This window comes from Myroides sp. (assembly GCF_032073645.1).
GTDB classification, from domain to species: domain Bacteria; phylum Bacteroidota; class Bacteroidia; order Flavobacteriales; family Flavobacteriaceae; genus Flavobacterium; species Flavobacterium odoratimimum.
This window is the reverse complement of record NZ_DAMANB010000018.1, coordinates 38427-57957: the sequence shown is the minus strand read 5'-3', so window position 1 is coordinate 57957 and position 19531 is coordinate 38427. Positions and strand designations below refer to the sequence as shown.

Below are 19531 nucleotides of genomic sequence, written 5' to 3'. Positions count from 1 at the left end.
TTATAGTTTATCTCCAAAGTTCTTGACTCTGAATCTTTATTTCTTTTACTGTATTTCCCTTTGTGTCTCCTATTTTATTCTCACATACTACCCAATACATTAGTTTTCTCTTACTCTTTGGGTTAGTATAAACACAGCTAAGCAAGGGAGAATCAGGACTGTTACCTCTACCATTCTTATACTTCATAGGTGTAGTACAGTAAGGTTCTAATTCTTCTATCGTTGTATTATATAGATATGTAGGGTCTGCAAATTCTACTTTACCTTTGGCATCTTTGGTATATGTGCTTTGCATTAAAAACTGTAGCGTATAGAACAACTTCTCTCCCTGTTTTAGTTTCTCAACAGAAAAACGAGATTCTTCTGCAGTTTTATACGGGATATAATACAAAGTATCTCCTTCAAAATTATCATATATACTGTAATCCATAGCTCCTTCTTTCATCTCTTTAGGGGCAATAGCTAAGGTCTTTAATATTTCTCTTACTTGATTATTATCAACGTTCTCCTCTGTAACTAACTCCATTAATTGACCTATCTTCTGACTAAAAGATTGCTTCTGTGCACACATAATTGTTACACTAAGAAAGGCTACCATAGTAAATACTATTCTATACATAATTCTCCTTTTAATTTCTCTAAATTAAAACAATTGAAAGTGAACACAAAATAACTAGTACGTAAATTTCTGAATATATTCTGCTCGTTTCTCTTTACTTATTTTGAGTCCTTGCTCAATATAATTATCAACAGAACCGTACTCCTTCTCTATTCCTTCAAACATTGCTTGAATATAAATAGGCTTAATCCACGAAAAGTTCTCTATAACCTGATAGTTAATCTTCGGAAAGATTACTTTGCCTACTTTAGCAAGCTTCATTCTTCCCTCTACTTCACTTACTCTATAATTATTAGATAACATATATTCAGAAATGATAGTCTCTCTATCTACCTCTAAGATGCTAAGTATCATAGCTCCTATCATACCTGTTCTATCTTTACCTGCAGAACAATGGAACAACACTGCTTCTTTTGATTCAAAAACATCATCCATTATCTCTCTAACTAACTGTGGGTTCTCTGTCATATACAGTTTATAAAACTCCATCACTAGACTATCAGATTGTACAGGAGTCACTTTTCCTTTAAGCACATCCTTTTTAGTCTTAGAGAACATATCCTCAGAATCGTCATACACTTGCACATTCTTATATACTACACCTTCTGGTACTCTATCAGGTTTCTTCGTCACTTCTTTATCCGTACGCAAGTCTATAACTGTTTTGACATTTAGATTTTCAAGTTTAGCATATTCTTTCTCCTTTAGCTTAGAGAGGTGGCCACTTCTAAAGAAATGCCCCCATATGACCTGTTTTCCGTCTTTATTTCTAATCCCTCCCATATCACGAAAGTTGTGAACCTTCTTAAACTCAATATGCCTATTTGATCGATACACAGTATCATGATTAGAAATAACGGGAAATACTTGTCTTTCATTAGTTTTTACAAAATATTGACCTACCTCTGTCTCTACATGCGTACTTTGATCTAAGACAAGTTTTTCATCAGTAGCCAATTGCACCATATACCCTTTTTTGCTTTCTGTTACATTATCATTTTTATCTAAATCAGAAAAAGAAATAGGTTGATAAGTTTGATAAGAACATCCTACAAATAAAGTTGATATAAATATTATCTTGAATAAAGTATAGTAGCGCATAAATATTGATATTACTGTTACTAACAAAAATAAGTATAATAATCTAGAATACAACTTCTGACATGGTTATGAAAAAAAAGATCCCAAATGCAAGAAGCAAAATGGGATCCTTTAAAAATATATAGATAACTATTATGAATTCATGTATTTACTGATGTCGAAGTTAAGTCCTTGTGCAACTCTAGTACCTAATTCAACATTAGCTCTAAACCAGTGGCACAGCTGTCTTCCTATAATCTCATCACGCTTAGGCCCTTCTACACCACTCATTGCCGCAACGATATTAGCTACAGTATTTGTTTTCTCTTCAGCAGTCATAATCTCGTATAGTTTTCCTGGTTGACTGAAGTGGTCATTCTCTCCTTCTCCATTTCTATCATATCTATCAGCCACAACACTATGCAACTCTTGAGCTGGTTCTTTATAACTTTGATCTACTGTAATATTATCAAAGCTATTTGGGAAATAGTTAGGTGCGTCATCACCATTACCATCTACTCTCATATAGCCATCTCTCTGATAGTTATTAGTCATAAATGGACAACGATTCACAGGTATCTGCTCATAGTTAGCACCTAGTCTATAACGTTGTGCATCTGGATAAGATAAAATACGTCCTTGTAACATCTTATCAGGCGAAAAACCAATACCGTCTACAATATGTGCTGGTGCAAAAGCTGCTTGCTCTACATCTTGGAAGTAGTTTTTAGGCATTCTGTTTAATTCAAGTACCCCTACATCGATTAGTGGATAATCACCATGTGGCCATACTTTTGTTACATCAAATGGATTAACAACTGCTTCTTTGGCTTGTTGTTCAGTCATCACTTGAATTTTTAGATTCCATTTAGGGAAGTTACCATTAGAGATATTTTCATATAGATCACGTTGTGCATAGTCCATATCTGTTGCTCTCATTTGGTCTGCTTCTGGCCCTGTAAGGTTTTTAATTCCTTGAGCTGTTTTAAAGTGGAACTTCACGAATACTCTTTCATTCGCGCTATTAATCATAGAGAAGGTATGACTTCCATATCCATTCATATGTCTATATCCAAATGGAGTTCCTCTATCAGACATCAAGATCATTACTTGGTGTAAACTCTCAGGGTTTAATGACCAGAAATCCCATACCATAGTAGGTGATTTTAGGTTAGTACCTGGGTGTCTTTTTTGAGTATGGATAAAGTCAGGGAATTTCTTAGCATCTTTAATAAAGAATACTGGTGTATTATTACCTACTAAATCCCAGTTACCATCTTCTGTATAAAACTTCACTGCAAAACCACGTGGATCACGCTCTGAATCAGCAGACCCTTTCTCTCCCCCTACAGTAGAGAATCTAACAAAAACGTCTGTTTGTTTTCCTACTTCACTAAATAATTTAGCTTTAGTATATTTCGTGATATCATTTGTTACTGTAAATGTTCCATAAGCTCCTGAACCTTTTGCATGTACAATACGCTCTGGAATACGCTCTCTATTAAAGTGAGCTAACTTCTCATGTAAAATATAATCTTCTAGTAATACAGGACCTCTAGCACCTGCTGTTAATGAATCCTCATGATCTACATAAGGTCTACCTGAAGCTGTTGTCAATTTCTGTTCTTTCATAATTATTATTTTTGTCGTTTATCTCTCTTTTTCTTTTACAAACTTACAGCTATAATCCACTGATAACTAGATTTTAGCATACTTTGAATCAATACATGTATTGATAAAATCTATCACTATTAAAAAACACATAACTCTTTTCAATACCTATAATTATTTAGTGCACTCAAATTTTAAGCCATTTCTATATCTAAAAATACGTTTTTTTCAGCTTATTAACTTTATTCTCTGATTATAAAATAGTTAATAATAATTTCAATTAAAATATATTTATCTCTGTAAATGCAGTATCTTTCTAACTCTTAGCAAATGGTAATTTTCAACACACAATGAATACAGCAGAATTTAGCTTTATATGTTTTGATCAATTAAATTCAGTTCAGAAAGATAACTTAGTACAAAAAATTAAAGAACTAAGTAACTTACCACAATACTTACAGGCAGACAGTGGCAAAGTAAAATATTGGAATTCTATTTTTAAAGTATTTTCTAGTCAGCAATTTATAGTACTAGAGAATAATAACCTTGTTGCAACTATACATTGTGTGCCTTTACATTTAACTAAAACAGAGTTCGCTAAACTCTCAGATGGAGGGTGGAGATGGGCATTAGAGAAATCATTTGCCGACCATGAACGTATCCTAAAACCAAATACTCTGTGTTGCTTATCTATTTTTACGAATAAGTCTTATTCTGAAAATGAAGTACACCAATATGTAATAAACAACCTAAAGCTTTATGCTACTCAAGAAGAATATCAAAACATTATCTGTCCCATAAGACCTAAGATGAAACAACATTATCCCTTACAAGATATAATGAATTATTCTCAATGGATTAATAATTCGGGATTACCATACGATATTGAAATTAGAAAACACGTAATCAATGGAGCTATTATTCAAGGTGTCTGCACTACCTCATTCTACGTCGAAGGTACTATTCTTCAATGGGAAAAATGGACTGGGTATACTTTTCAGTCTTCTGGAGAATACATTTTACCTATGGGATTAACTACGCTTAGAGTAAACGTTGAGCTTAACAAAGGATATTATACAGAGCCTAATATCTGGATGATATATAAACTGTAGATCTAGCTATTTTGAATAGAAAAAGAAATAGAAGTACCTATTCCTCTTTTACTCTTTACAATAAGTTTTGAATTCAACCCTCGAAGTCGTTCTTCCATATTTTTAATTCCTAATCCACGCTTAACAGATTTAAAGCTAAATCCTTTACCATTATCTATAACTTCCATACGAAAATATTGGTCTGATAGATATTCTATTACTAATTTACATTCTTTCGCTTCAGCATACTTCTGTACATTTTGAAATGCTTCTTGAAGAACTCTATAGATATTCACTTTTATCTTATGACTTAGTCTCTCTAGTTCTATTCTAGAGTCAATTTCAATACTAAAAACTGTACTGACATTTCTATTTTGCAAATAAACTAACTCCTCTAAAAGCTGTCCAAAATTACTAACTAAGAACTTCTCTTCATTGTATAGCGCATGAGAACTATTTCTAATAAATAACTCTACTTCTTGTACTTCTTTGACTAAAGATTCTTTAACTAACTCAAGGTTATCATTTTCTAATTGTAAAAGAGAAAACCGAGTAACAAATAGCTTGTTCAATACTCCATCGTGTAATTCTTTCGCAAACTTCTTACGTTCAATATCTTGAGCTCTTGTTATACTATTCTGAATATGAATAATAGAATCATAATATTTTTCTGTATCCTTTTGATACATTTGCACCAGAGCTATTTCTTTTGCCTTATTTCTATAGAAAATAACACATAGCATTCCAATAAAACTAAAAATAAGCGCTATACTCGCATAAGTAATAAGATTATTCTGATCTTTTAGAATTTGATTAGAGCGAATAAGCGAATCTGATTCATATTTTAATCTAGCGAACTTACTCCTAACCGCACTGATATCATTATTAATCAATTCATTAATCTGTTTATAATGATAAAAATTAGATTTAGAATCGATCTTATCATACATCATAAGTAATTCTATTGCCTTTTTCTGTACTCTTAGATCATCATATTGAGTAGCAGCAGAGAATACCTCTTCTAATAATTTAATCCCATTTACAAACTCCCCTCTTTCTAATTGATATTCAGCATATAGTATTTTATTCAGATTATAAGCATGATAGTCACCTATAGTTAGACTATGATCCATAGCTTCAACTATATAACTTATTACAGTATCATAGTTTTTATACTTTAATTGAAGTGATGCATTCGTATGCAGGAGCATAGAATAAAAAGATTCTTTATCCTTATTCTCCAATTGTTCTAAATACCTAAAAGCTTCTTGAATCGCTTCTTCTGCATCATTGTATTCGCCTTTCTCTATATAGGCTCGAGACAGATTATTTTTAATAGAAATCTTATTCATCAATATCTGTTCCCTTAAATAGAAGTTTTTAAGTTCTTCTGAGTCTAAATATGCTTCAGCTTTTTTTAGCATAGTGATAGCCTCATCATTTTTATCTAAACCCAACTCTATCACGGCTAGTACAAATGCTTGACTATACAGAGTATGCTTTGATACATTATACCCATTTAATGATATAGCTTGTAACAGTTGTATATGAGCTTCTAAAAACACACCTCTGCTAGCTAGCAATATACTGAAATACAAATACGTTTTTTGAAGATCTTCAATATTCTTTATCCCCTTATAATATTGAGCTGATTTATTGTAATAATAATAACTACTATCTGAAATAGCAGTATATTGATAATGCTCGCCTAAATCAAAATAGGCACTCGCTAGTGATGCACTATCCTTATTCTTTAATGCATTAAGATACTCATAGGTTAACTTATTTTTTTCATTATAAACATCTTCTTTATTCGCTAAAGCATTTTGCTTATAATAATACGCGTTACCTAATAAAAGTAAACGTTTAGCCAAGCGACTGGTTTCTACATAATGAACAGAATCAACAACCTCTTTTTTATCTATTAAATCTAGTCCTTGTGTCTGTTTTTGTACACCTACTTGCCTCTCCTTACTTTTAGTACAACTAAGAAAAAAGGGGATTAATAAGCAATATAAAATGTATTTTTTAAACATTACACTTCTTGATTCTAAGAAAAGTTAAATGTATGAAAAATTACGCTATCTCACCTATATCACCAACCTTTTTATTAATATTTTACACAATACTACTAAAATAAATTAATACTCTTGCAATCCTTCCTTAAACACTTCTAAAGCTCTTTCTCTAGCAAACTTATGTTCAACTATTGGTTGTCTATAATAGAGTTCTCGCCACTCAGGAACCCATTTATCCATATAGCTTCCGTCTTTATCGAACTTTTTTGCTTGCTCTGTAGGGTTAAATATTCTAAAGTAGGGTGCCGCATCACAGCCACAGCCAGCTACCCATTGCCAATTCCCATTATTAGAAGCTAAGTCGTAATCTAGTAACTGTTGAGCGAAATATGCCTCTCCCCAACGCCAGTCGATCAATAAATGTTTTACTAAAAAGCTAGCAACTACCATACGCACTCTATTATGCATAAACCCTGTAGCATTTAACTCTCTCATTCCAGCATCTACTAACGGATATCCCGTATTACCTTCACACCATGCCAAGAAGTCTGCCTCATTATTGCGATATTTTATACCCTCATATTTAGACTTAAAACAATGCTTTTCTACTGCAGGGTATAAATACATGATCTGACTAAAGAACTCTCTCCAAATCAACTCTGATAGCCATACATCGTTTTCTTTTAAAGCAATACGTACACATTTCCTAATAGATACTGTACCGAAGCGCAATGCTGTACCCAATAGACTAGTCCCTTTTATACTTGGATAGTCTCTATACTGATCATACCTCGAGACGATAGCTAGATCTACTTCATTGGTTATCTTCCTGTTTTCAGAAGGACGATACCCTAGCTGTTCTAAAGATAGAATATCACTTTGAAAACGATGAAACAATACCTTTTCTAAGGCTACGGTATAATCAAACAAATGATTTTCTGTCAATAATGATCTCCATTTTTTAGCATAAGGAGTATATACTTGATACGCTGTGCCATCTTGTTTTAAGATTTCACCTCCTCTAAAAATAACGTGATCTTTATATTGATAAAAAAGGATATTCTTTTGTTGAAGAAAAGAAGCTACCTCTTGATCTCTTTGAATAGCCTGAGGCTCATAATCTTCATTGCTATAAACAGCCTTTATTAAATAGTTATCTGCTAATTGTTCGAATGCCTCAGATACTGTACTGTGATAACATTGAACACTTGAATTATACTTCTTCAGCTCGTCATTTATCTTCCCGACCTGCTCGTGAATATACTGCACACGCCTATCCTCTACATTGCTAAACTGCTCTAAAATATCTTTATCAAAGATAAATAGAGGTAGAATAGGGTATCCACTCTCTGCTGCATGATAAAAGGCGACATTGTCTTCTAATCTTAAATCACGTCTAAACCAAACTACTACTACTTCTGCTTTTCTCATCGTTTTCTTATTTATCCCTAGATTACCTTCGTATTATTAAAAAAGGGCTAAGCATTCTTTTATTCCCGAAAGATATAAAAGAATACTTAGCCCTACTAAATCAAATTATAAACTACTTATTAAAAAGCTCCTATTAAACTCATCCAACTCGTACCTACCACTAAATAAATAGCGAGTAGCATAACTCCGATGATTAGACCATAAGTCCACCACGACTTTAGCTCTACATACCCACTTCCGAAGAATACTGGTGCAGGACCATGTCCATAATGTGTTAATGTTCCGTAGATAGATCCCATAAAACCTAACATCATCGCTAATAATACAGGTGGCACTCCTAGCGATACCCCTACTCCTAATAAGGCTGCATACATAGCAGCTACGTGAGCAGTCGCACTCGCGAAGATGTAGTGGCTAAAGAAGTAAACAATCACAATAATAGGGAAAGCATAATGCCAATCCATATCACCCATTTTACCTTTTACTAAATCACTGAACCATCCGATGAATCCTAATTTATTCAATGAACTCGCCATCATCACTAATACTGCGAACCATACAATAGTATCCCAAGCTCCTTTTTCTGCCTTTACATCATCCCATGTCAACACAGAAGTCAACAGTAAGATTGCTAAACCAATAAACGCAGTAGTAGTCGCATCGATACTAAATAAATCTCCAGTAATCCAAAGTGCTAACAGAATAACGAAAGTCATTAACATCAAAATCTCTGATATAGATAGCTTACCCATTTCTCTTAATTTTTCAGCAGCCACCTTAGGCGCATCTCCTGTTTTCTTAAGCTCTGGTGGGAAGATTTTATATAATACTATCGGGGTCAAAATAAAGGCAACTAACCCCGGTACAAAACCTGCAGCTGCCCATGACATCCATGAAATATTAATTCCCATATCAGCAGCGAACTTCTGACACATTGGGTTACTCGCTGTACCTGTTAAGAACATAGATGATGCAATCAAGTTCATATAATAACAGTTCAATGTCAAGAAAGAACCTAACTTTTTATGTGTTTCTGGTTTAGTCGCATCAGAACCGAAGTTCATAGCCATAGACTTCATAATAGGGTAGATGATTCCTCCTCCACGAGCAGTATTACTAGGAATAGCAGGTGCTAATACTAAGTCTGCTAATCCTAATCCATACGCTAACCCTAATGTACTTTTTCCAAAGGCGCGAATAAATAAAAACGCAATTCTATTTCCTAATCCTGTTTTGATAAAACCTCTTGCAATAAAGAAAGAGATACCGATTAACCATATTACTTTATCTCCAAAACCACTTAAACTCAGTGCTATTGACTTACCTGGATCTCCAGGTGCTAACAATTGAAAGAATGCTGTTAGACCTACTGCTAACATACACATTGTTCCCATCGGTGCGGCTTTTAGGATAATACCTAAAATGGTACTTACGAATATGGCAAATAAATGCCAGGCATCTGGAGTTACTCCTTCTGGAATTGGACAAAACCATAGTGCAATCCCGATTACAGCTGTAATCGCAAGATTCTTAAGATTTACTTCTTTCATCACTTATACGTCTTTGTGGTACAATTAGAATCTACATTGCAATTGGATAAATGCTAGATTAGAATTATAAGTTTTCGAATCTTTTATATTTTCTTTAAAGTTATCTATTTGCATCCCCAGTTGGATTCTTGCTCCATAATTTTTAAGGAACTCTAAACTAAACATAGGCGTCAATGTCTGACGTGCATTAGAGTTTAACTGTGACTCCGCATCTAGATACTCATATCGACATGCGAACTCGATAGCCTGGAAGTGCTTTTTACCTACTTCATATCGAATGTTTGGTAGCACATAGAAACTCTTCATCACATAATCATCTAACTTACCTAAGCGCTTATCAGCTGCCAGCTTAAAGAACGCATCGTGATTAGTCCCTTGCTTAGCCTCTGTTTGAAAATCAAAACACCAACGATCACCAATAGGAAACTTAGCTGCTGCCTCTACTCCTACTGCATATACGTTTTCTTTTTGCACCTCACCTATACCTCCACTAATACCTACATTAAAATCATGCTTCTTATTCAGGTTAAATAAAAGTCTACTTGAGTAATGCTTACCATCATCACTATCCGTCTTATTCTTTCCATTACCATTGGTCACAGAGAACCCGTAACTCATTGGCACCTTCCCTAAGTCTACGCTACCTGTAATAGCAGCACCTACCTGGAAGCTCATCCATCCGTTATTACCGAATAGATAATAAGAGTTAGAATAATCTATGGACTTAACAATATCTACTGCATACGTCTCTTCTAATCCGAATAGAGGTCTAAACTGTCCTACTGTAATCTGAAAGTAACGGTTAACCGTATACTTAGCATACGCATTTTCTAAAACACGTGTACTTACGTCTTTATTCTTAAAGTCCGCAAAATTAACAAGAGCTGTTACTTCTAAGTTTTCAGTAATCTTCGCATTCATAGAAACACGCATTCTCTTGATATCAAAAGAATTGTTAGCATAACTTGTCTTTTCTGGTGTTTCTGAGTGATGTAGTCCATCTATATCCACACCTTTTTTAAAGTTATCTAAGTATCTAGTCTGGAATACCCCTCCTACTTTAAACTTAGGATATTTCTGCGGTTCAGGATTGATAATAACCTTGTCTTCGAAGATTTGGATTGTATCTGTCTTGACTTCTTGAGCGAATGAAATAGCGGAGCAGCATAATCCTGCTCCTACTATTATTTTAAATTTTAAGCTATTATAGAGTGTGAGAGTGCTCATAGGCTTATTTTTTATTTGTTATTTCTTAAACTTTAAAAAGCTAGCACGATTGTACTCGTAGTTCATACGTGCAATGTTAAGTACAGAAATACCTTGTGGGCATTCTACTTCACACGCTTCTGTATTAGAACAGTGTCCGAAATCTTCTGCATCCATCTGCGAGATCATTCTCAATGCTCTTTCTTTTCGCTCCTCTTGAGATTGAGGTAACAGCGCTAATTGAGTAATCTTAGCTGATGTGAATAGAGCAGCACTACCATTCTTACAAGTAGCCACACATGCTCCACATCCAATACACGCCGCAGAGTCAAAAGCTGATTCTGCTGTCTCATGTGACACAGGGATTGTATTAGCTTCAGGAGCCTGTCCTGTATTTACAGACACATATCCTCCAGCAGAGATAATACGGTCAAAGGCACTTCTGTCCACTTTTAGGTCCTTCTTCACTGGGAATCCCTTTGCTCTAAAAGGCTCTATTAATACCGTCTCACCATCTCTGAACTCACGCATGTGTAACTGGCATGTCGTTGTATTCTCTAATGGTCCATGAGGGTTTCCATTGATTACTACACCACATTGTCCACAGATACCTTCTCTACAGTCGTGGTCGAACTCTACTGGTTCTTCTTTATTTACAATTAATTGTTCGTTTAATGTATCCAACATCTCCAAGAAAGACATATGCGGATTTACATTTTCTAACGTATAATCAACAAGTTTTCCTTGTGTTTTACGATTTTTTTGTCTCCAAATTTTTAAATGCAGTTTCATAGACTTTTTTAATTATTTATAACTACGGATAGTTGGTTGTACGAATTCGAATTTTAACTCCTCTTTATTTAAGATAGGCTCTTTATCTAATGACCCTGGCCACTCCCATGCAGAGATGTATTGGAACTCAGCGTCATTACGCTCAGCTTCCCCTTCCTCTGTCTGGTACTCTTCTCTAAAGTGTGCTCCACAAGACTCGTTTCTAGTCAATGCATCATAACACATTAACACACCGATCTCTAGATAATCTGCTACACGTCCTGCTTTTTCTAATTCAGCATTCATGGTATCATTCTCTCCTGGAACATGAACGTTTTTATAAAATTCATCTCTTAACTTTTTAATCTCTTCGATTGCATAAGTTAACCCTTCAGCTGTTCTAGCTAGACCACAATAATCATATAATAACTTACCTAATTTTTTGTGGTAGTAGTCCACTGACTTATCCCCTTTTATATTTAATAATTGGTCTATTTTTTCTTTATTCTCAGTCACCACTTTGTCGAACTCTGGATGATCTGTAGAGATCTTACCTACTCTAATCTGATCTGCTAGATAGTTAGCGATCGTATAAGGTGCGATAAAGTATCCATCTACAGAAGCCTGAAGCAATGAGTTTGCACCTAATCTATTCGCTCCGTGATCCGCGAAGTTCGCTTCTCCTAATGCAAATAATCCAGGAATAGTAGTCATTAACTCATAATCTACCCATAGTCCTCCCATAGAGAAGTGAGCTGCAGGAGATATCTTCATCGGTTCTTTATACGCATTGATACCTGTGATCTTCTCATACATACGGAATAAGTTTCCGTACTTCTCAGCGATTTTTGGTTGTCCTTGCTCTTTGATTGCTTTAGAGAAATCTAAGTATACCGCATTCTTTAATGGCCCTACACCATGTCCAGCATCGATACGCTCCTTAGCTGCACGAGATGAGATATCACGAGGTGCTAAGTTTCCGAATGCAGGATAACGACGCTCTAAGTAGTAATCTCTTTCATCCTCTGGAATATCATTTGCCTCTCTTGTATCATCTGCTTTTTTAGGTACCCATATACGTCCATCATTACGCAGTGATTCTGACATTAATGTTAGTTTAGATTGGTAGTCTCCAGACTGAGGTAATGAAGTTGGGTGAATCTGAGTCCAGCTAGGAGACGCGAAATAAGCTCCTTTTTTATGTGCTCTCCAAATAGCAGATCCATTACATCCCATCGCTAAAGTAGATAGGTAATAAATTTTACCGAAACCTCCTGTTGCTAATACTACAGCATGTGCTGAGTGTTTCTCTATCTCACCTGTTTCTAAGTTACGCACTACTACTCCTCTCGCTTTACCATCGATCACCACGATATCTAGCATCTCATGAGAAGAGTATAGTTGTACTGTTTTCTTATCCACTTGACGCATTAACGCTTGGTAAGTACCTAATAATAACTGTTGTCCCGTTTGACCTCTTGCGTAGAAGGTTCTACTTACCTGTACTCCTCCGAATGATCTATTGTTTAAGTATCCTCCGTATTCTCTACCGAAAGGAACCCCCTGAGCTACCGCTTGGTCGATCAAGTTAAGAGAACATTCTGCTAGACGATACACGTTCGCTTCACGCGCTCTAAAGTCTCCTCCTTTTAATGTATCTACGAACATACGGTACACACTGTCACCGTCGTTTTTATAATTTTTTGCAGCGTTCACCCCTCCTTGTGCAGCTACAGAGTGCGCACGACGAGGTGTATCTTGAAAACAAAAAGCTTTTACATTATAACCCATCTCTCCTAGAGAAGCGGCTAATGAACTTCCTGCTAATCCTGTTCCGATAACGATTACATCAAGTTTTTTTCTATTCGCAGGGTTTACCAGACGAGCAGTTTTTTTATAGTTAAACCATTTTTCTTCTAATGGCCCCTGAGGTATTTTTGCATCTAATTTCATAGCTAGTTTTTAAGATTAGTGATGTAAATAAAAATTGGCATTGCAGCAAATCCTACACAAATAATTACTGAATAAGCAACTCCGAAGATATTAACCCAACGTACAAACTTTGGGTGAAATAAACCTAACGTTCTTACTCCACTCGTAATTCCGTGGATCAAGTGATAACACAATGCTACCATCGCGATAACATATACCACTACTAACCACAGCTCTTGGAATGCTGTAACTACTACTGCGTATAAATCTTTGTTTCCATTAGCATCGATGCCTATTTCTCCAAACTTATACACATACCAAAAGTTTTGAAAATGCAGAACAATAAAGATTAAAACTATTGTCCCTAATACTCCCATATTTCTGCTGTACCATTTACTAGCTCTACCTCTATTATCTTTTTTATAAGTACCTCCAGAAGCCTTGTTCTTAGAAGTAATAATTAAAGCATAGATGGCATGTCCTATAATAGAAGCATATAAAACATAAGAAACCATTTTTACCAATGGATTTCCGGTTAGAAAATGCGAGTACGCATTAAAGCTAAGTCTTGCGTGTTCTGGCTCTAAAAATAACTGTGTATTTCCTAAAAAGTGAATTAATAGGAAAAAGCAAAGAAATAATCCTGTCGCGGCCATTACAATCTTGCGTGAGAGTGTGTTCATCTTTGTACTTTGTTTTTAATAATTAATGAATCCTTATTATTGTTACTAAAAGCCTATTTAGAAAATCAGTACTATATTTTACTTCTATTTATTATGGAGTATTTTTTCGTTTTTACTTCTTTTAGATACATACATTCTACAAGAGTAAAATGTCTTGATACACTCAAAAACATCCTATAAACAATTTTATATTCTAATTTCAAATAGACTCTAATCGTTTTCTTTATTTATATGTTAAAAGTATAATTTTAGTGTTATTTCAAAGATGACATATATCAGCCCTCATTTGGTTTTACTCACTACCTATACACATTAACGTACATCAATATAATATTACAATCAATGTGAACTTGTATTTAAAATTATCAAATATTTTTAACATAAATAACGTTCCTTAAAAAAATAATTAGTTATAATAAAGTATATAATCATTATAAATAGTACTAATACTTCTAAAGAATACGCTGCTCTTTTAACAAAAAAACAAATTCCATACCACAATGCTCTTTTTAACAAATTTAATTAGCACTACAAATAATAATACATCATACTCTTTATGTATTCTTTCAAATAAACACAACTAAATAGTAGTAAAAATCATTATATTCATTTCAGATCCCTAAAAAAGAAATCTATTATATTATTCATAATTTATAAACAGATAAAACCATGAAACCCTCTTATTTACTACATTTAAGTACATATTACATATATTCTAAAAAGTTGCTTAAACTGACTAAATAACTTTCTATAAAAGTTGTAATAAACCTAAATAAGCCTCATTTCTTCTTCTTTTATACACTAAACTGTATTTTCCTATTAATGGTTCATATTAAGAATTTAGTCTAAAAAGAAGTAATTCCTCTCCCGAAGATTACTTTTTCTACCTATCAAACCCTAAAAAGAGCGATTGCAGAATCCTCAATTTTACACTTCTATTTTTCTCTTTCTTTTAAAAGCTGTCATTAGAAGTGTGTTTAAATCAGAATAGGATAATGTAAGTGTATCAATGGAGCTTCTATTCCTATCTAATTTAGATTGAATCATAACATGGAATACAAGAACAGTAAGTGGAGTATAAAAGCACATTTGTTGGACTAACCCATGCTCTGCTCCACCATTATCGAGGTATTGTCCATGTATTGTCGAAGGATCTTCTTATAACACCTTTAAATACTAGGCTTGAGAGCTATTATAGATAAGTGCTAAAAAGAACATAAAACCAATTAACAAACTTATTATTAACTAGTTAACATAATTTCATATCAAAAAAAACACTCCTTATTTTTTATAAAAACAGCTATATATCCTTTATTTCATCTTTAAAATGAAAAAAAAAGAGTCTAAAAACTATATAATTGGTCTTTTAAGAGGCTATTTTCTACTCAAAAAGAAAAAAATGAGAAGCAATTTTAATAGAATACAAAACTAAAGCACATAAAAAAACAGTAGTACACCAAAGTATACTACTGCTTCATAATATATATTTTCTGATCTATTCCTCTAAGACTGAAGTTCTACTTTAACCTAGGTTGTCGATAGACATCTAAACGAAAAGTAATTATACAAAATAGCTCTGAATTAATGCGTAAAGCATACTATAATATGGTTTAAGAACTAATGAAAGAGATATGAAGTAGAATTACCTTATAGTATTTGACTAATGCGAATCCGGGTTTAAATACTTGACTAGATACTTAGGTACATCCTCGTACCCCTGTCTGAAATAGAAGCGATGTGCATCTGTCCTTCTACTATGGCTGTGGAGTTCTATTCTATCACACCCTCTGCTTTTCGCTAGAGCTGTTACGTGTTCTTCTACTAATCTCCCTACACCCTTACTCCTGATATTCTGATCTACAGTAAAATAACTTATCCTTGCAAAATCACCTTCTAAGGCTATCTGAGGAATAAAGTGTACTGAGATAAAGGCAATGACTTGTCCCTCGTCCTCTACTACTAAGAGCGCCTCTCGTTCACAATTATTCATTTCTGCTATTCTATGGGGCAAAAAACCCAAGGTATTAGGATATCCCATTTGTTCTAAAAGATTAGCAACTACATCAGCATCGTTGATTTCCATCTTTCTTATCTCCATCTCTACTTATTTTTAAAGAAAAGTAACTATTTTAAAAAACAGAGACAATGTTTTTATTCTTTTTTATACGAGCGCGCTCCAGACATACTTGATCCTGCGTCTTTACTCAGATTAGTAAATACTAAACTAGACAGTATCGTGATCAATCCCATAACTAAGAAGGTATATCTAAACACACCTATCTTATCACCTGATTCTGCAATCTGACTGTTCTGAAACAACATCAACACCATCGCTGATAAAGATATTCCTAAACTTACTGCTAACTGCTGTGTCACAGATAGCAGACTGTTTCCTTCACTAGACGTATCTTGGTCTAAATCGGCTAAAGAAATGGTATTCATAGAGGTAAACTGTATCGCGTTAAAAGCACCGTTACCGATCATCAGTAAGATAATTACCCAATAAGGCGTAGTAGGCGTTATAAAGAAGAAACAGCTGATTAACAAGCCTGTCAGTACTGTGTTCGTAATCAACGTACTTCTGTATCCAAAACGTCTTACAATAGGTACTACGAAATTACGAGAAACCAAATTAGACAAGGCTTGTGGAATCATCATCATCCCTGCGTACATCGCTGAGTACCCATATCCTACTTGTAATAATAAAGGGATCATCAATGGCATTCCCCCAATTCCGAAACGTGTAATTAAGTTACCAATCAACCCTAAACGAAGCGTGGTAATCTTAAATAAGCTCAATTTAATCAAAGGTTCTTTTGTCATTCTAGCATAGAATACATAAGCTACTCCCATTAGCATCGCTACAATAAATAGTGTAATTAATTGTACTGATGATATTGTCGGGCTATTCCATTTCTCTATTACTAAAGTTAAGGTAGTCAATCCTCCACTAAACAACACCCATCCCATAAGGTCAAAACGCCCTACCGTATTGGTAAAATTAGGAATGATTTTTCTAGCAAAGAGTACTGCTATCACTCCTACTGGTACATTGATTAGGAATATCCAATGCCAAGACAACTTCTCTACTAAAAAACCTCCTACTGCAGGTCCTAGCATAGGTCCTATCAATCCTGGTATGGTGATAAAGTTAATCACCTTTAACAACTGGTTTTTAGGATAAGCATAAATTAAAGTTAATCGAGCTACAGGCACCATCATCGCTCCTCCAACAGCCTGAAATATACGTGCTAGAACTAACTGATCTAAGGTAGCTGACATAGAACAGAATACAGAACCTAACGTAAATAGCCCCACTGCTAGGATAAAGATTCTCTTCGTACCAAATCGGTCGGCTAACCACCCACTCAACGGAATCAATAAAGCGACTGTCAATGTATAGGACACGATGATACTCTGCATCCCTAAGGGCGACTCTCCTAAGCTCTTAGCGATAGAGGGTAATCCTGTGTTTAAAATTGTAGCATCTAGTGCTTGCATAAAGATAGCTAGAGCTCCTAGCCATGGCAAATATTTGCGTGTTCTTTCATCTTTTATTACTCCTGCTTGCATTGTATTCTAAATCATTTAGTAATTAATAATTTCTTTTTCACAGTGCAAAATTAGAGTATCTATTCTCATTTATTTAATGAATTAGATAGATATTTTTTATCCTAAATAGGCTTTAAAATGATGAAAAAACAGTAGTTATACCAATTATACATTTCCCTATATCTTTCTTTGTTAATATAGAATTTTTATAGCTATACTATTACTAGATAGATAATTTTTATATTATTTATACTGCAAAATATGATAGACAAACTCTATAATGATTGATAAAAAAATGCTATTACAAGCAAAACACAATAAATAATTTAACCATTACAGGGATAACACCCAATTATTTATGATTTCTCTACCATGAGAAGTAATATATGATTCGGGATGAAACTGTACTCCCTTAATATTATATGTTCTATGGCGAATAGACATGATAACTCCTTCATCACTAAGCGCTACTACCTCTAATTCTTCTGGAAAATCATTAGTCGATAAAGCCCACGAATGATATAACCCTACTGAAACAGGGGTATCTATAGTAGTAAATAAAGTGTCTTCTGTTCTATAATGTAAGGTAGTAGACTGTCCGTGATAGACATAAGACAGATTCTCTAATCTAGCTCCGAAGTACTCTCCGATAGTCTGATGCCCTAGACAAACACCTAAGATTGGTTTGTCTGCTTTATACCTATCTAATATTCGAAACAAGATAGGGTAACTACGAGGTACATCTGGCCCTGGAGATAAAACAAGCATATCAAACTTATGCAAAGATTCTAGAACAACCTCATCGTGAGGAATCACGGTAATATTACAATGTTCATTCTCATCAAAGAGCTGAACCAAATTATAAGTAAACGAGTCATGATTATCTATTATAACAATTTGTTTGATTTCACTCATAAACTATTTTGTACTTTTGAACCTTTAAACTTGATTAAATATGGTGCTCAAAGATACAACTATCTCTCTAATGAACTCATTGGGATCACAGAGAATTCCTTTCCTTTTTATCATTAGCTATGATGGAAAAGACTGTATCATCCAACCCTTAAAAGATATTGATCAAGAAGAAATAAAATATAACTTCAACGGAATAAGCAATACACAACCAAAAGAGCATATCTCTGATCTAAAAATAGAAGCTACTCCCCTTAGTTTTAAGCAATATCAAGAGAAGTTTGATATCGTCAAACAAGAGTTACAGCTAGGGAATACATACCTTATTAACCTCACTGTAGCTACGCCTATATCATCTGAATACACCTTAGAAGATGTGTATCACACTGCTAAAGCTAAGTATAAACTACTGGTAAAAGATCAGTTCACGTGCTTCTCACCTGAGATATTCGTTCAAATCAAGGATAATGCGATATACTCCTATCCTATGAAAGGAACTATAAAAGCTGATATTCCTAATGCAGCTGAGATACTGTTAAACAATCAAAAAGAAACAGCTGAACATTATACAATAGTTGATTTAATCCGAAATGATTTAAACATTGTTTCTAAAAAAGTAAGAGTGAACCGATTTAGATATCTAGATCGATTAGAGACTTCTAAAGGACCTATCTTACAAATGAGTTCTGAGATAGCAGGAGAGCTATCTCCTAATTGGCACCATGGAATAGGAACTATATTTAGCAAACTACTACCTGCTGGCTCTATCACTGGATCTCCTAAAGAAAGTACAGTAAATATAATAGCCAAAGCAGAACAATACGACCGCAATTACTATACTGGAGTATGTGGTATCTATGATGGTGAAAGCGTTGATAGTGCTGTGATGATTCGCTTTATAGAACAACAATCTAATCAACTGGTGTATAAAAGTGGTGGAGGAATAACCTCGTCTAGTGAAGTAGAAAAAGAATACGAAGAGTTACTTCAAAAAATATACATACCTAGTTGATTAATTTCAATTAAAATACAAATCAACTAGTATAAATTCATTTTTATCATTTTTAAAGTGATA

The 19531-nt window shown here is 34.2% G+C and carries 15 protein-coding genes; 2 read left to right on the top strand and 13 right to left on the bottom strand.

Annotated features, from left to right (window positions below; all coding sequences use genetic code 11):
* Nucleotides 1-7: 7 nt before the first annotated feature.
* From RT228_RS13305 to RT228_RS13295, 3 genes are all read right to left on the bottom strand, one after another.
* On the bottom strand, nucleotides 8-619 hold the full coding sequence (locus RT228_RS13305) for a hypothetical protein (protein ID WP_006258437.1): 612 nt from the start codon (nucleotides 617-619) through the stop codon (nucleotides 8-10).
* Between the two features lie 54 nt (nucleotides 620-673).
* Nucleotides 674-1720, bottom strand: a complete 1047-nt coding sequence (locus tag RT228_RS13300; protein ID WP_006261685.1) for a tyrosine-protein phosphatase — start codon at nucleotides 1718-1720, stop codon at nucleotides 674-676.
* Nucleotides 1721-1852: 132 nt separating this feature from the next.
* Nucleotides 1853-3331 (bottom strand): catalase, encoded by a 1479-nt coding sequence (locus tag RT228_RS13295; protein WP_006261687.1) that lies wholly within the window; start codon nucleotides 3329-3331, stop codon nucleotides 1853-1855.
* A 329-nt stretch (nucleotides 3332-3660) separates the two neighbouring features.
* On the opposite strand from RT228_RS13295, the gene RT228_RS13290 reads away from it, so the two are divergent.
* Complete coding sequence (locus RT228_RS13290) at nucleotides 3661-4422, top strand: hypothetical protein (RefSeq protein WP_006261688.1); 762 nt, start codon at nucleotides 3661-3663, stop codon at nucleotides 4420-4422.
* Between the two features lie 2 nt (nucleotides 4423-4424).
* Here RT228_RS13290 and RT228_RS13285 read toward each other — a convergent pair whose 3' ends face one another.
* The 10 genes from RT228_RS13285 to RT228_RS13240 all read right to left on the bottom strand — a co-directional run bounded on the left by RT228_RS13285 (nucleotide 4425) and on the right by RT228_RS13240 (nucleotide 18459).
* Complete coding sequence (locus tag RT228_RS13285) at nucleotides 4425-6437, bottom strand: sensor histidine kinase (protein ID WP_006261689.1); 2013 nt, start codon at nucleotides 6435-6437, stop codon at nucleotides 4425-4427.
* 105 nt (nucleotides 6438-6542) lie between these two features.
* Nucleotides 6543-7850 carry a cryptochrome/photolyase family protein gene (locus tag RT228_RS13280; RefSeq protein ID WP_006258442.1) on the bottom strand — a complete coding sequence of 436 codons (1308 nt, stop codon included), beginning with the start codon at nucleotides 7848-7850 and terminating at the stop codon, nucleotides 6543-6545.
* 119 nt (nucleotides 7851-7969) lie between these two features.
* Entirely contained in the window at nucleotides 7970-9400 is a 1431-nt protein-coding gene (locus RT228_RS13275) for an anion permease (protein ID WP_006258443.1), read from the bottom strand.
* A gap of 24 nt (nucleotides 9401-9424) precedes the next feature.
* A complete protein-coding gene (locus RT228_RS13270; protein WP_006261690.1) occupies nucleotides 9425-10627 on the bottom strand; it encodes a porin in 1203 nt (400 codons plus the stop codon).
* A gap of 18 nt (nucleotides 10628-10645) precedes the next feature.
* Nucleotides 10646-11398, bottom strand: coding sequence for a succinate dehydrogenase/fumarate reductase iron-sulfur subunit (locus RT228_RS13265; protein WP_006258445.1), 753 nt, complete (start codon nucleotides 11396-11398; stop codon nucleotides 10646-10648).
* Nucleotides 11399-11410: 12 nt separating this feature from the next.
* Nucleotides 11411-13330 (bottom strand): fumarate reductase/succinate dehydrogenase flavoprotein subunit, encoded by a 1920-nt coding sequence (locus tag RT228_RS13260; protein WP_006258446.1) that lies wholly within the window; start codon nucleotides 13328-13330, stop codon nucleotides 11411-11413.
* Nucleotides 13331-13332: 2 nt separating this feature from the next.
* Nucleotides 13333-13992: a succinate dehydrogenase cytochrome b subunit gene (locus tag RT228_RS13255; RefSeq protein WP_006258447.1), complete on the bottom strand. Its 660-nt coding sequence runs from the start codon at nucleotides 13990-13992 to the stop codon at nucleotides 13333-13335.
* Nucleotides 13993-15652: 1660 nt separating this feature from the next.
* A complete protein-coding gene (locus RT228_RS13250; protein ID WP_006258448.1) occupies nucleotides 15653-16090 on the bottom strand; it encodes a GNAT family N-acetyltransferase in 438 nt (145 codons plus the stop codon).
* Nucleotides 16091-16143: 53 nt separating this feature from the next.
* The gene (mdtD, locus tag RT228_RS13245; RefSeq protein ID WP_059051227.1) at nucleotides 16144-17565 is read right to left on the bottom strand and encodes a multidrug transporter subunit MdtD; all 1422 of its coding nucleotides are present in this window, start codon (nucleotides 17563-17565) and stop codon (nucleotides 16144-16146) included.
* 312 nt (nucleotides 17566-17877) lie between these two features.
* Complete coding sequence (locus RT228_RS13240) at nucleotides 17878-18459, bottom strand: anthranilate synthase component II (RefSeq protein ID WP_006258450.1); 582 nt, start codon at nucleotides 18457-18459, stop codon at nucleotides 17878-17880.
* Nucleotides 18460-18499: 40 nt separating this feature from the next.
* Here RT228_RS13240 and RT228_RS13235 point away from each other — a divergent pair, with 40 nt between their 5' ends.
* Nucleotides 18500-19468, top strand: coding sequence for an aminodeoxychorismate synthase component I (locus RT228_RS13235; RefSeq protein WP_059051229.1), 969 nt, complete (start codon nucleotides 18500-18502; stop codon nucleotides 19466-19468).
* Nucleotides 19469-19531: the final 63 nt, after the last annotated feature.